This is a genomic window from Streptomyces sp. NK15101 (assembly GCF_020400725.1).
GTDB lineage: Bacteria > Actinomycetota > Actinomycetes > Streptomycetales > Streptomycetaceae > Streptomyces.
The window spans coordinates 1-13,363 of the sequence record NZ_JAINVG010000128.1; the positions used below are offsets into that span (position 1 = coordinate 1).

The following is a 13,363-nucleotide window of genomic DNA, read 5'->3' on the forward strand; positions in this document are numbered from 1 at the left end:
CGCCCCGTACAGGAAGCCTGATACGTTCCGGCCGGCGCGAAGCGCCCACCCTGGTCCGCACGCCGCCAGAGGCGGAGCGCACCGGCGAGCAGAGCGTTATCCACGACATCGGAGGAAGTCCCCGCCCGCGGCCAGCAGCCCGTCGAACTGGGCGGCCGCCGGGAACCACGGCGCCTCGTACTCCCAGGACACCCAGTGATCGGCCAGCAGCAGGCGCAGGCACGCGGCGAGCGACAGCACGCCCGTGCCCAGCGGCAGCGGGGTGAGGTCGTCCACGGAGGCGATGTCCTTGACCTGGACGTAGGCCAGGCGCGGTGCGAGCTCGGCGTAGGACCGCGCGGGCGGCTCGCCCGCGAGACGGGTGTGCATCACGTCCCACAGCGCCCCGACGGACGGGTGATCCACCAGGCCGAGGACCCGGGCGACGTCCCTCCCGCCCCGGTGGGAGTCGTGGGTCTCCAGGAGGACGCCCACCCCGAAGGCCCGGGCGGTGTCGGCGACGGCGGCCAGGCGGCGGGCCGCCCGGACGTCGGCCTCCGCCGCCGGGGCGTCGCCGCCGTGCGGGAAGACCCGCACGTAGCGGGCACCGGGATCGGCGGCCAAGCTGAACCCGGCCGACCCCCGCACGCCCGCCCGCGATTCCCCGGATCCGCACTCCGGCAGGATCGCGGGCGGGTCTTCGCGTACCGCGCCGTACCGGCGGCCGCGCCCTCGGCCCGGTCGGCTGCGTCGGCTGCGTCGAGCGGTTCACGGCGGTGAATCACTGCGGAACGGAGCACGGCCAACCGTTACTTGTGGGTACGGAGTCTTGTCAGCCGCATGTACCGCACGCGAACATGCTGCGGCACGGCTCCCACCCCCACCCACCAGAGGCCGTCATGAAGCGATCACTGCTGGGAGCCGCGCTCGCCGCGGCCCTCATCGCCGCCGGGACCCCGGCCACCGCCGCACCAGCCCGCGCGAGCGCATCCACGCCCTCGCCCGCCGGCGCCCTTCTCACCGAGAGCTGGCAGGCCCCGCTCAGTACCCGGGGCCGCTACGTCGTGGACGCCGACGGCGATCGGTTCAAGCTCAAGTCCGTGAACTGGCACGGTGCCCAGGGCTCGTACAACGGCTCAGGAGACGTGAACGACCCGGCCGATCACCACGACGCCGAGAAGTCCGACCAGATGCCGCTGGGCCTCGACCGGGCGCCGATCGGGACGATCCTCGCCGACTTCCACCGGCTCGGCGCCAACAGCATCCGGCTGCCGTTCTCCAACGAGATGCTGCACGACCAGCGACCGGTCCCCGACGCCTCCGTCGCCGCCAACCCGTCCCTCAAGGGCAAGACGCCCCTCCAGGTCTTCGACGCGGTGATCGCGGCGACCACCGCGGAGGGCTTCGCGGTGGTCCTCAACAACCACACCAACACGTCCCGCTGGTGCTGCGGCCTCGACGGCAACGAGCGCTGGAACACCAGCCAGACCACCGCGCAGTGGCAGAACGACTGGCTCTTCATGGCCAGGCGCTACAAGGACGACAAGCGCGTCGTCGGCGCCGACCTCTACAACGAGGTCCGCCGCACGGTCTGGGACGACGCCAACTGGGGTTGGGGCAATGACCACGACTGGTGGGCCGCCTCCCAACGCCTCGGCGACCGGTTGCTCACCGAGGCCAACCCCGACCTCCTCGTCATCGTCGAGGGCATCAACTGGCAGGGCATACCGACCGATCTCACCCGGCACTGGCGGCCCACCCTCGAACCCGCCCGCGAGCTCTCCCACACCCTGGTCGCCTCCGACAAGCTGGTGTACTCGGCCCACTTCTACGGCTACACGGGCCCGAACCACACCGGCGCCACCGGCACCGGCGAGACCCACGACCGGCGCTACCAGGAGCTCTCCCGCGACGAACTCTTCGCGACCCTGACGCGCCAGGCCCTCTTCGTCACCGACGACACCCGGCGTCACTACACCGCGCCCGTCTGGATCAGCGAGTTCGGCATCGGCGCCGACGAGACCAACCCGCAAGTCCGGACCTGGTTCGGAAACTTCGTCGACTACCTCATCGAGCACGACGCCGACTTCGCCTACTGGCCGGCGGTCGGCTTCACCGGCCACGGGCGGTGGAAGCTGCTCGACTACGACACCCAGGGCCGCCGCTCCGGCATCCTCGACGGCGACGACTGGCGCGCCCCGCACTGGCAGCGGCTCGTCGACGCCCCCGGACGGACCGGCGCCGTGCCCGTCGCCGACACCTGGGACATGCTCACCACGGACCACTCCGACTTCGTCCAGTCCCTCCGCGCCCGCGCACAGGGCGACTGGGACTACGGCGCCCGCAAGGCCGCCTGTCCCGAGGGCCAGCGGCTCGTCGGCCTCTCCCACACCGGCGGACGCGGCCTGTGCACCGACACCGGAGCCGGCGAACTCGCCGCGCCCGCGCACACGTTCACCGTCGTACGCGACGAGCGGCACGTCACCGACGGCGACTGGGCCGGCGGCTACACCAAGTTCCAGTGCCCCGCCGACCAGTTCATGGTCGGCTACAGCCTCCGCGGCGGGGCCGTGTCCGCCGTGCTCTGCGCCGAAGCGGTCCGTGCCCTGCCGAAGTCCGGCCGCACCCTCTGGTTCGACCGCGGCGACAACCGCCCCGCGGGCGCGCCCGGCGGCGAGTTCGCCCACGGCGACTACAAGGGCCAGTGCGAGAGCGACGAGTACGCGGCCGGCGTCGCCCACAGCGGCGCCTGGGCGAGGGGCAACAAGCCCGACGCCCTCCTCTGCCGGGCCCTATGAGGCAGGTCAGTCGCTGTCCGGCACCCCCAGGGGACGGTGATGCAATGCGGTGGCCGTCGCGGACGGCAAGCAAGCGCGCGACGGCCACCGGCACCGGCACCGGCACCGGCACCGGCAGGCCCACGAAAGCGCCTTTCAGGATGGCACCGGACGCCGACGGCGACACCCTCGCCGAGGAGATGCGAGGACGGGTTGACGGCCCAGCCGATGACGCGATGTTCCATCGTTCCTGCGGGCCAGAAGGATGTCCGGCCAGTACCACCAGCAGACGCAGAACCTGCCGACCGCCTGGACAGCAGTCACACTCCGAAGGTCAGCCGGCGCCGCCGGGCTTGCCGTCTGCGGCCCGCACCGAGTCGGCGTCCTAGCCCAGGAAGCTCAACCGCACCTGACGGTGGGGATTGTCCTTGTTCGTGTCCGCCAACCTCCGCAAGGACAACCCTCAGCGTACGTGGCTTCCTCTCGTGGACCGTCGAGCAGCGCCCGCTCACGGGGTCTTCGCAGCCTCGGGCACGGTCCCGCAGAACGCTCAGTCCTGCAGACCGAGCGCCGGGCGGAAGCTGTGGACCTCTTCGGGGAACCGGCTCCACAGGACTTCCGAGCGCAGTTCACCCGAGAGCACCCGGAACAGGAATTGCGTTGCCGTCATCGCGTGCCTTTCCCATTCCTCGCCTCCCTCTTCGTTGATCATGAGGGTCCATTCGTCCGGATTCCGACCGGGGCGCACGAGCCAGAACAGGTACTCGCCGTTGTCGGTGGTCGCCCAGGGGATCAGGCGGTTTCCGGGTTCTTCCATCTCGGCCGGCTTGTCCTCGTACTTCCAGAGTTCTTCGTACGCCTCGTCCCGTTCCTCGGCGTGGCGAAGCAGGTCGTACACGGAGTTGCCGCATCCGGGCTCAAGCAGCAGCAGGTAGTCGTCGATGAACCCCCCGCCGTACGTGGCCATCAGAGAGGTGTAGTCATGGGGTAGCCGGACGCCGAGCTCCCGCTCCACCGCCTCCCAGTCCTTGGCGGGCGGGGCGGTTCCGGGGCGGGGCAGGAGTTCCGTCAACCGGGCAAGTGGCATGTTCACTGTCGCATCCTGTCGATGGGGGTCCGTCCGCCAGGGACGGCAGCCTCACAGAGGGAAATCACCGTTTGGGCACGTTCATGATGGTGACGGTGTTGACGCCCGGCCCGCCGGATCCTCTCGGGGTGAACGTGAACCCGTTGTTCCCGTACGCCTCGATGGTGACTCCGAGCGGGATCTTGCTGCTGCTGTCCGCACCCGTCCATGGCCCGGGGGCCTCTTCGCACCAGCCTGTCAGCCAGGCGGACATCGTGGCGATCTCCGGCTCCTGGGCCTTGTCGAGCGGACCCACTTGCGGTCGACCTCGTCGGTGAGGGGACCGGTGCCCACGGCATACGTGAAGACGGGTACGCCGTGGGCCTGGGCGGTGCGCACCAGCCGCAGGTACCGACGGGCTTCCGCGTCGTAGAGGATGCCCCCGCCGCCGAGGACGAGGACGTCGAGCCGGCGCAGGTGTTCGGAGCTCCGTTCCCGCGTCACGTCCTCCCAGCCGACGCCCCGGAGGCCCGGGCGGGCGTCGCAGCTGTGGTCCGGGGCGCGGGAGGACACCACCGTGCGGGCGTCCGGGCGCCCTGCACACGGTCCGGCATGGCGGTGAGGATCGCCTCGTCGCCCACGTTCTTGCCGCCGTAGGAGACCAGCACTCCTGCGGTCGCACCCTTGCCGTCGCGCATGACGCCCCTCGTGGTCTCCAGCGAGTGCGGTTGCTACCGCCAGTTCACCCCGTCGGTAAGTTCACGCCCCTCGGGACGACCCGGCCTTTTCCCTGCGCCGGGCACCGGGCAGGACGGCCCTGACCCCGTCGTCACGCGTCGTCGGACCCCTTCACGCTTCGCCGCAGCGCGGCGCCCGGGTCCCGGCGCCCGGGTCCCGGCGCGCGGGTCCTTCGGCCTCGGCCGACGGGCCTCTCCGTCAGCCGGCGAGCGCGAACCCGTTCTCGGAGCCGATGCCGGACAGCTGGCGGCGGGCAGTGGCCAGCGCGGTGTCGATGTCACGCGTTCCGGTGGACACGCACAGGGTGTAGGTGAGGTCCTCCATCCGCCGACGTGCCTCGGCGGAGCCGTCCTCCGCGCGCGGGAGGAGCGCCTCGTACTGCTCGATGAGGTTCCTCAGCACCGTGGGGTGTGCCATCAGCATCAGGCGTCTCCTCGTTCCGAATGGGTTACGTGCGCCCCGTGCCGCCCGTCTGCCCAGGTCGTACGGCGGTAATCGCGTGGTTCAGGTCAGAACCAGGACGGGTGGCTTCCGGGGGGGGCGGACGAGGCATGAGACAGAGCGTCGGCCTCCGAACGGGATGGCGCACGGGCTGTACCGGTCCGAGGGACCGCGCCCGGCCCAGGTCTTGTCCGTCGAGCACCGGTGGACGCCGGATCCTGTCGTGGTCATGGTTTCCGCCGGCGTTCGGCCGTCCGGCGTCACAGGAGGCGCGGGCGAGACAGCCGTACGACCATCAGAGAGCAGGCCGTCCCGAATCTTCGCGTCGGTCTGGTGCGTGTTTGTCGCGGCAAGGGGCACGAGCGCTGTGTCCGGGGCACCGGAACAACCAGGCGGGAGCCGATACGCCCATGACCGATCAGACCGCTCCGCCCGCCACGCACTCCCGCGGTCGGCTCGACCGCTCGGTGCGGGTGGCCTCCGTGCCCTCCGGCCACGTGTACGTCCGGCACTGTGGCGACGAGGAGGCCGCCGACGGCGTGGCGCGGCTCGCCGATCCGCGGCCCAACGGCGCGCCCAGCACCTCCGAGCGATGGTGGCCGCCCGTCATGCTCGATCCCGCCTGGGTGGACGGACACCACACTGAGTTCGACGTCTTCCACCTCCACTTCGGTTTCGACGCACAGGGCCCGGTCGCGCTGGCCGATCTCGTCGCCGCGCTGCGCCGTCACGGCAAGCCCCTGGTCTACACCGTGCACGACCTGCGCAACCCGCATCAGGTGGATCCGGCGCCGCACCGCGCCGCACTGGACGTGCTCGTGCCGGCGACCGAACGGTTGATCACCCTCACGCCGGGTGCCGCCGCCGAGATCGCCCGGCGCTGGAACCGTACGGCGACGGTCCTGCCCCACCCCCACGTGGTGAAGCAGCCGCGCCTGACCCGGCCGCGTCCGCTCCACGACCGCTTCCGCGTCGGTCTGCACGCGAAGAGCGTGCGGCACAACATGGCCGTTCTGCCCGTGGCGCGAGTGCTGGCCGAGACGCTCGCCGACCTGTCCGACGCAGATCTCGTGGTGAACGTCCACCACGAGGTGGGCGACCCCGGGGCGCACGCCCACGCCCCGGCCGTGCTGGACGGGCTGCGGGCGCTGGAGGCACGCGGTCTGCTGCACCTGCACGTGCACGACTACTTCGACGACGACGCGCTGTGAAACTACCTGAGCGGCCTGGATCTGTCCGTCCTGCCGTACGCCTTCGGCACCCACTCGGGCTGGTTGGAGGCGTGCCACGACCTCGGCACCGCTGTCGCCGCCCCCACCTGCGGCTTCTACGCCCAGCAGCGGCCGTGCCTGTCGTACGGCAACAGCACGGAGGACGGACTCGACGAGGAGTCCCTGCGCGCCGCGGTCCTGGAGGCGTACCGTACGCGTCCCGCGTGGCGGGCCTCAGGCGCCGCCCGGGCGGCCGAGCGGGCCGCCGTCGCGCGTGCGCACCGGGACCTCTACCGCGATCTGGCCCGATGAGGGGTCCGCTTCGGATCGTCCTGATCGCCTCCGCCCGTTTCCCCGTCGGCGAGCCGTTCGCCGGCGGCCTGGAGGCGCACACCTGGACGCTCGCGAAGGCACTGTCCGAGCGCGGGCACCATGTGGAGCTGTTCGCCGCCCCCGGCTCCGACCCCGCTCTGAGGGTGCGCGAGCTGCCTGTGCACCGACCGGTGCTGAGCGGCGACGCCCGCGCGGACGTCAGCATGCCCGGCGCCGTCTGGATGGCCGAGCACCACGCCTACCTCCGACTCATGCTGGACCTGGCCCGGGACGGCGAGCGGCGCTTCGACCTGGTGCACAACAACAGCCTCCACCACCTTCCGGTGGCGATGGCGCCGGCGTTGCGGCTCCCTATGGTGACCACCTTGCACACCCCGCCGACTCCCTGGCTGGAGTCGGCCGTCCAGGCCCAGGACCGCTGCCCGGTGACGTTCACCGCCGTCAGCGCCCACACGGCGAAGGCCTGGCACGCCACCGCGCCCGGGGCACGGGTGATCCGCAACGGGATCGACACCCGCCTGTGGGTTCCCGGTCCGGGCGGTCCCTATCTCGTCTGGTCGGGGCGGTTGGTCCCGGAGAAAGGGGCTCATCTGGCGGCGGAGGCGGCCCGCAGGGCCGGGTGGCAGCTGCGGATGGCGGGGCCGATGGGTGACCCGCGGTACTTCGCCGACCGCGTCGAGCCCCTGCTCGGTGACGGGATCGAGTACGTCGGCCACCTGGACCGTCGGGCTCTGGCCCGGCTGGCGGGCGGGGCGGCTGCGGCGCTCGTCACACCGTGCTGGGACGAGCCCTACGGCCTGGTCGTCGCCGAGGCGCTGGCCTGCGGCACTCCGGTGTGCGGCTTCGACCGGGGCGCACTGGGCGAGATCCTCACCCCCGAGTGCGGTCGGCTCGCCCCGGCTGGCGACGCCGCCGCCCTCGCCGCCCTCGTCCCTGACGTCGTGCGGCTGGACCGCCGGACCGCGCGGGAACGCGCCGACGAGTTCTGCTCGCTGGACGCCATGGCCGAGCAGTACACCGCGATCTACGAGGAGTTGACCCCGTGATCGGTTACTACATCCACCACCAGGGCAAAGGGCACCTTCACCGCGCGCGGTGCATCGCCCGCCGGACGCGCACGCCCCTCACCGGCCTGTCCTCGCTGTCCCGGCCCGACGACTGGAACGGGGACTGGATCCGGCTCCCCCCGGACACCGGGCCGGACACGATCGCGACCGATCCCACGGCGCGCGGGAGGCTGCACTGGGTGCCCCGCCACCACGCCGGACTGCGCTCCCGGATGGCCGCCGTCGCCGACTGGATCGAACGCACGGCCCCCGCGCTGCTCGTCAGCGACGTCTCGGTCGAAGTCGCCCTCCTGGCCCGGCTCATGGGCGTGCCCGTCGTCGTCTCCGCGATGCGCGGCGACCGCTCCGACCCGGCCCACCGCCTCGCGTACGACCTGGCCGACGCCCTGCTGGCGCCCTGGCCGGCGGCGCTGCCGGAGCCCGGCTGGCCGCGGGAGTGGCGTGCCAAGACCGAGCACACGGGCGCCTTCTCCCGCCACGACGGAAAGCCACGCCCCGACGCGGACTCCCGTGCCGAGAGGTCCGTGACCGACCGGGAAGTGCTGCTGATGCTGGGCGCCGGAGGCGCCGAAGTGTCGGCGACCGATCTGCGTACGGCGGCGGAGGCCACCCCGGGATGGAACTGGACCGTGCTGGGCGGCCCGGGCGGCTGGACCGACGACCCCTGGCCGCTGCTGTGCCGGGCCGACGTGGTGATCACCCATGCCGGGCAGAACGCCGTGGCCGAATGCGCTGCCGCTCGCGTCCCCGCCGTGATCGTTCCGCAGTCCCGGCCGCACGGCGAACAGCACGCCACCGCCCGCGCCCTGGCGGCAGGCGGACTGGCCGTCGTACGGGACCGTTGGCCCGACCCCGGGGACTGGGCCGGTCTGCTGGACGAAGCCGTACGGACCGGCAGCGCGCGGTGGAGCCTGTGGGCTCCGGGTGACGGAGCGGAACGGGCCGCCCGGCTGCTGGACCGCCTGACCTCGCCGACTCCGCGCACGGGCCCGGGTGCGGACGCGGATCCGGTCGCCGCCTCGCGAACAAGCGGGAGCGGCACGTGCGCGTCGCGGTGATCACCCTCGTGGCCGGACGTCACCGCCACCTGGCCCTGCAGCAGCGCGGTCTGGCCCACGGCACCCGTCGGCCCGACCACTACGTCGTCGTCTCCATGGGCGACCCGGGCGCCGCCGACGTGCTACGGGGCCGCTCGCCCGCAGCTGACCCCGTACCCCTCTCTCGCGCCGACGGAGGCGGCCTTCCCCTGGCCGCCGCCCGCAACGCCGGCGCCCGGCACGCGCTGGACGCCGGTGCCGACCTGTTGGTCTTCCTCGACGTGGACTGCGTACCCGGGCCGGACCTGCTCACCCGCTACGCCGACGTTGCCGAGGACGGGGCCCTGCTGTGCGGCACCGTCGCCTACCTCCCGCCCCCGCCCACCGGCGGATACCGCCTCGACGAGCTGCCCCGACTGGCACGCCCGCATCCCGGACGGCCCATCCCGCCGGAGGACGAGGTACTGACCGGCGGTGACCACCGGCTGTTCTGGTCCCTGTCGTTCGCCGTGACCGCGGCCACCTGGCGGCGGATCGGCGGCTTCTGCGAGGACTACACCGGCTACGGCGGCGAGGACACCGACTTCGCCAGGACCTCTGCCGCCCGGGGCGTGGACCTGTGGTGGGTCGGCGGCGCCCCCGCCCACCACCAGTACCACCCCGTCAGCCGCCCGCCCGTCGAACACCTGGACGACATCCTCCGCAACGGCGCCCTCTTCCACAGCAGATGGGGCGAATGGCCCATGGAGGGCTGGCTCCGTGACTTCGCCCGCCTCGGACTGGTCTCCCGCGACCCTCGAACCGGTTCCTGGCGCAAACGGGAAACCGCGGACTCGACCACTCCGGTTTCCCCGGACAGGACCGTCCGTGCCCCGTTCGCGTCCGTCCCCCCTCACGACCGGAGCCGGTGCCGGCTCCGGTCTTCCGACGCCCGAACCGAAAGCGATCACACATGAGCGACAGCAAGCCCCTCGCCCTCGTCACCGGCGCCTCCAGCGGCATCGGCTTCGAACTGGCCAGGCAGTTGGCCGAACGCGGCTACGACCTCGTCGTCAACGCCGAGGACGACACCAGGCTCCAGCAGGCGGCACAGCGGATCCGGGCGGCAGGGGCGCGGGTGGAGGCCGTCCGGGCCGACCTGCGCGACCCCGGCCAGATCGAGCGCCTCTTCGCCGCGGCCACCACCCTCGGCCGGCCGCTCGACGTCGTCGTCCTGAACGCCGGTGTCGGGCGGGGCGGCGCGTTCGTCGACACCGACCTGGCGGACGAGCTGGAGATCATCGACCTCAACGTCCGCTCCACCGTGCACCTGGCCAAGCTGGTCCTCCGCGACATGGCCGCCCGCGACGAGGGCCGCGTCCTGGTCACCTCGTCCATCGCCTCGACGATGCCCGGGTCCTTCCAGGCCGTGTACAACGCGTCCAAGTCCTTCCTTCAGTCCTTCACCGAGGCCCTGCAGAACGAACTCAAGGCCACGGGCGTCACCCTGACCTCCCTGATGCCCGGCCCGACCGAGACCGACTTCTTCCACCGCGCCGGCATGGACGACACCAAAGTCGGCCGACAGGACAAGGACGACCCCGCCCAGGTCGCGCGGCAGGGCCTGGACGCCCTCCTCGCAGGCAAGGACAAGATCGTCGCGGGCTCGGTCAAGACCAAGGCGCAGGCCGCCGCCAACAGGGTGCTTCCCGACAGTCTGAAGGCGGAGGCACACCGGAAGATGGCCGAACCCGGCTCCGGCGACGAAGGATAGAAACCTCTGTCGATGCTGCGCGGCCACGGCTTCGCCCTGCCCGTTCCGGTCCGGTCGCTTCACGCGTCGTGGTCTCCAGCCTGAGGGGACCGGAACGACCCTCCTGGGCTTTTCGTAAGTTCCGTGGGTGCGTCGGGGCCGTTGGCGGGATTCCGATGCGGTGGCTTTCCCACCTTTCGGATGGAGTCTGCAGCGGCCCGATCGGCGGGCGGCCGAAAGGAACGAATTCGAGATCGCCCGCTGGATCGCCCACGAGTGGCCGCGCGTCAAAAGGGGGCGGTGAACACACGTGCCTGGATCGTGTTCCTCGGGGAATCAGGCGTCTCGCTGCTGCCGTAGGTCCGCCGTACCTACGCGTCCCGCGGCCGCACCCGCTCCTGCGGCACCGGCTGAACCGGAAACGCCCCTCGATGGCCGGCGCACTCCGAGCAGGCACTGTCCGCAGCCGTCGTACGGCCGCTCGACCTCGTTGTACGGCCGCTCGACCTCGTTCATGGTGGTACCGCGCGCCTTTCTCCCGTCTCGCCAGAGCGCAAGGAGATTCGGCGGCCCCACCCAGGACGATCTCGCCCGGCTCGATCAGCCCAGGAAACTCAGCCGCACCTGACGGACGGGATTGTCCTTGTTGGTGTCCGCCAATCTCCGCAAGGACAACCCCGACCCTACCGCCGCAGCACACGCCCTCAATCCCAGGTGCAGCCTGGCATCGGACCAGCTGGCTGCGTAGAAGACGTCCGGGTGAGCCATGAACAGCTTGGATTCGCTGGAATGCCCCTTGGAGGTCACGTGCGCGTCCGACAGTAAAGGCCGGCGTCGAAGCGTGCGGTAATCACCGCGGGTCGGTCGGCTTCGCGGTCCGAGGGGGCTCGGTGTCGAGGGGCGAGGTAGCCCATACCGTCTTGCCGGGGGCTTCAGGTCGCGAGGGCGCGTACGGTCAGTCCGATTCCGACCGCGACGACGAGGGCTGAGGTGGCGGTCGGCACCGCGGCGAACCGGGGTTCGCGCTGCTCAGGCAGGGTCAGGAAAGGCAACGGGGACTGATCAGGCCCGAAGACACCATCACGCAGGGCTGCGCAGGCCGGAGAAAACCACGCCCGGGCGTCGGTGTGCGCACGCCTTCCGGCCGCCGCCCGCGCACCAGGCTCAGGAAGGATGATGAATACGCAGGCCAGAGACACGAGCGCGGTCACCTCTGCGGGCTTGGAGACACCGGCGACACGCGACGCGACGTTAGTCCGAACGAGACAACAGCATCTTGCTACAAACGAGTTGCAACAGCGGCGGCCGGTCGGAAATGGATGATTCACCTCATCCCGCTCCGCCACCCATGGGCCCGGCGAATCCTTGAAGTCCAGGTCGCGCAGTGCGAGCAGTCGGCGTTCCGGGTTGCGCAACCCGTCCCTGAGGCTGATGGGACGTGCAGCCTGCTGGTCAGGGCTTGGACGAGCACGCCGGACCGTGAGGGATGCTCTGTTCAGACCGGCGGGCAGAGCCAGCCGGTCGGCCGCCGGTGCCCACGGGAGGCCGGGGGCACAGTTGCCGGCATCTCCAGGACGACGGCCAGGGAGCGGGGTGGGGCTTCGGGCCATCCCAACAGCCGCAGCCCATGCACTCCTGTGCCGTCCCGGTAGATCTCAAGTCCCGCACAGTCCGTCGGCTGCCATCTCGGATCCGTAGCCATGACCACACAGTCACCGCAGGCGACAGCGCACCATGCCGGGGTCGAGACGGCGCGCAGCAAGCCCACCCGACCGGCTCAGCCTGGGCGACGCCTGCTGCGCCATGCGGGTGGTATCCGCCGCAAGCACCGGTCCGGTGCAGTGACGGTACCGAAGACCTCATGAGCCCTGGCCGCCCCGGCCCAGGGGCCGATGAAGGAGTGAACATGCGGAACCGCACCCTGACCGCCGCGTCTGCGGCCGTTCTGGCCGCCCTGTGCGCGCCGGCCGCGTCCGCCGCCGCACCGCAGACGCTGCCCGCCAAGCAGCACAAGGCCCTGCACGCGATCGGCCTGACCGGCGACCAGCGCCTCGTCGAGTTCGACGTGCACAAGCCGGCCAAGACCTGGTCGCTGGGCAAGGTCTCCGGGCTGTTCGGCGACACCAAGCTCGTCGGGATCGACTTCCGCGTCCAGAACGAGAAGCTGTACGGCGTCGGCGACAAGGGCGGCATCTACACCCTGAACACCACCAACGCCAAGGCCATGAAGGTCTCCCAGCTGACCGTCGCGCTGGTCGGCACCGCGTTCGGCGTGGACTTCAACCCCGCCGCCAACCGCCTCCGGGTCATCTCCGACACCGGACAGAACCTGCGGCACAACATCGACGATGCCGCCGCCCCGCTGACCACCACCGTCGACGGCACCCTGACCAACCCGACGATGCCGCCGTCGACCGCCACGGGAGTCACCGGCGCCGCGTACACCAACAACGACCTGAGCGCAGCCACCGCGACCACTCTGTTCGATCTGGACACCATGGCCGACCGGATCTCCCTGCAGTCCCCCGCCAACGCCGGCACCCTCGCCCCCACCGGCAACCTCGGTGTGGACGCCGCCCTGGACGCCGGCTTCGACATCTACTACAACGCCGCCACCGCCATGAACCATGGCTTCGCCGCCATCGGAAGCGGCGGTTCCTACCGTCTGTACGCGGTGGACGTACTGACGGGCAGGGCCACCGGCAAGGGCGCCTTCCCCGCCGAGTACCAGGTCACCGACCTGGCCCTGCCCATCAACCAGAAGTAGCCCTTCCTTAAACGCCCGGGCCCGCGCCCCAGGACTGGCGTGCGGGCCCGGGTCTGCGCCGTGCCTCCCGGGCGGAGTGCGGCCATGAGGGCGACCCCGTTCCTCTTCTTCACGGAAGAGGAACGGGGCCGGCGGCCGTTGCCGCTGCGGGCGAGCGGTGTTACTTCGGCATCAGGACGGTGTCGATGATGTACACGTTGGCGTTGGCGGTCTTG

At 71.4% G+C, this 13,363-nt stretch carries 12 protein-coding genes and 1 pseudogene; 8 read left to right on the plus strand and 5 right to left on the minus strand.

The features are described from left to right. Positions 1–96 precede the first annotated feature (96 nt). Positions 97–603: pseudogene (locus K7G60_RS36135) on the minus strand (sugar phosphate isomerase/epimerase family protein); the annotation flags it as partial. A gap of 275 nt (positions 604–878) precedes the next feature. Here K7G60_RS36135 and K7G60_RS36140 point away from each other — a divergent pair. Next, positions 879–2,777, plus strand: coding sequence for a glycoside hydrolase family 5 protein (locus tag K7G60_RS36140; RefSeq protein WP_225805203.1), 1,899 nt, complete (start codon positions 879–881; stop codon positions 2,775–2,777). A 529-nt stretch (positions 2,778–3,306) separates the two neighbouring features. Here the strand turns inward: K7G60_RS36140 and K7G60_RS36145 are convergent. The 3 genes from K7G60_RS36145 to K7G60_RS36155 all read right to left on the minus strand — a co-directional run bounded on the left by K7G60_RS36145 (position 3,307) and on the right by K7G60_RS36155 (position 4,983). Next, the gene (locus K7G60_RS36145; RefSeq protein ID WP_225805214.1) at positions 3,307–3,843 is read right to left on the minus strand and encodes an SMI1/KNR4 family protein; all 537 of its coding nucleotides are present in this window, start codon (positions 3,841–3,843) and stop codon (positions 3,307–3,309) included. Positions 3,844–3,907: 64 nt separating this feature from the next. Next, positions 3,908–4,138: a DUF305 domain-containing protein gene (locus K7G60_RS36150; RefSeq protein ID WP_225805204.1), complete on the minus strand. Its 231-nt coding sequence runs from the start codon at positions 4,136–4,138 to the stop codon at positions 3,908–3,910. Between the two features lie 620 nt (positions 4,139–4,758). Beyond that, entirely contained in the window at positions 4,759–4,983 is a 225-nt protein-coding gene (locus K7G60_RS36155) for a DUF5133 domain-containing protein (RefSeq protein WP_225805205.1), read from the minus strand. A gap of 428 nt (positions 4,984–5,411) precedes the next feature. Between K7G60_RS36155 and K7G60_RS36160 the strand changes: the two genes are divergently transcribed. The 6 genes from K7G60_RS36160 to K7G60_RS36185 all read left to right on the plus strand — a co-directional run bounded on the left by K7G60_RS36160 (position 5,412) and on the right by K7G60_RS36185 (position 10,402). Further along, positions 5,412–6,212, plus strand: a complete 801-nt coding sequence (locus tag K7G60_RS36160; RefSeq protein ID WP_225805206.1) for a hypothetical protein — start codon at positions 5,412–5,414, stop codon at positions 6,210–6,212. 63 nt (positions 6,213–6,275) lie between these two features. Continuing rightward, positions 6,276–6,524: a hypothetical protein gene (locus tag K7G60_RS36165; protein WP_225805207.1), complete on the plus strand. Its 249-nt coding sequence runs from the start codon at positions 6,276–6,278 to the stop codon at positions 6,522–6,524. Further along, a complete protein-coding gene (locus K7G60_RS36170) occupies positions 6,521–7,591 on the plus strand; it encodes a glycosyltransferase (protein ID WP_225805208.1) in 1,071 nt (356 codons plus the stop codon). Before K7G60_RS36165 ends, K7G60_RS36170 begins: the two co-directional genes overlap by 4 nt. Further along, entirely contained in the window at positions 7,588–8,670 is a 1,083-nt protein-coding gene (locus K7G60_RS39315; RefSeq protein WP_225805209.1) for a glycosyltransferase, read from the plus strand. The genes K7G60_RS36170 and K7G60_RS39315 overlap by 4 nt, the downstream gene beginning before the upstream one ends. After that, entirely contained in the window at positions 8,655–9,605 is a 951-nt protein-coding gene (locus K7G60_RS36180; protein ID WP_225805210.1) for a glycosyltransferase family 2 protein, read from the plus strand. The genes K7G60_RS39315 and K7G60_RS36180 overlap by 16 nt, the downstream gene beginning before the upstream one ends. Next, on the plus strand, positions 9,602–10,402 hold the full coding sequence (locus K7G60_RS36185) for an SDR family oxidoreductase (RefSeq protein WP_225805211.1): 801 nt from the start codon (positions 9,602–9,604) through the stop codon (positions 10,400–10,402). Before K7G60_RS36180 ends, K7G60_RS36185 begins: the two co-directional genes overlap by 4 nt. Before the next feature lie 911 nt (positions 10,403–11,313). Here the strand turns inward: K7G60_RS36185 and K7G60_RS36190 are convergent. Next, positions 11,314–11,592, minus strand: coding sequence for a hypothetical protein (locus tag K7G60_RS36190; RefSeq protein ID WP_225805212.1), 279 nt, complete (start codon positions 11,590–11,592; stop codon positions 11,314–11,316). Between the two features lie 695 nt (positions 11,593–12,287). On the opposite strand from K7G60_RS36190, the gene K7G60_RS36195 reads away from it, so the two are divergent. Then, positions 12,288–13,148, plus strand: coding sequence for a DUF4394 domain-containing protein (locus K7G60_RS36195; RefSeq protein ID WP_225805213.1), 861 nt, complete (start codon positions 12,288–12,290; stop codon positions 13,146–13,148). Positions 13,149–13,363: the final 215 nt, after the last annotated feature.

Bases quoted from the DNA above. Each gene is read 5' to 3' on its own strand.
- K7G60_RS36140 (WP_225805203.1), top strand. From the start codon at position 879: ATGAAGCGATCACTGCTGGGAGCCGCGCTCGCCGCGGCCCTCATCGCC.
- K7G60_RS36145 (WP_225805214.1), bottom strand. From the start codon at position 3,843: ATGCCACTTGCCCGGTTGACGGAACTCCTGCCCCGCCCCGGAACCGCC.
- K7G60_RS36155 (WP_225805205.1), bottom strand. From the start codon at position 4,983: ATGCTGATGGCACACCCCACGGTGCTGAGGAACCTCATCGAGCAGTAC.
- K7G60_RS36160 (WP_225805206.1), top strand. From the start codon at position 5,412: ATGACCGATCAGACCGCTCCGCCCGCCACGCACTCCCGCGGTCGGCTC.
- K7G60_RS36170 (WP_225805208.1), top strand. From the start codon at position 6,521: ATGAGGGGTCCGCTTCGGATCGTCCTGATCGCCTCCGCCCGTTTCCCC.
- K7G60_RS36185 (WP_225805211.1), top strand. From the start codon at position 9,602: ATGAGCGACAGCAAGCCCCTCGCCCTCGTCACCGGCGCCTCCAGCGGC.
- K7G60_RS36195 (WP_225805213.1), top strand. From the start codon at position 12,288: ATGCGGAACCGCACCCTGACCGCCGCGTCTGCGGCCGTTCTGGCCGCC.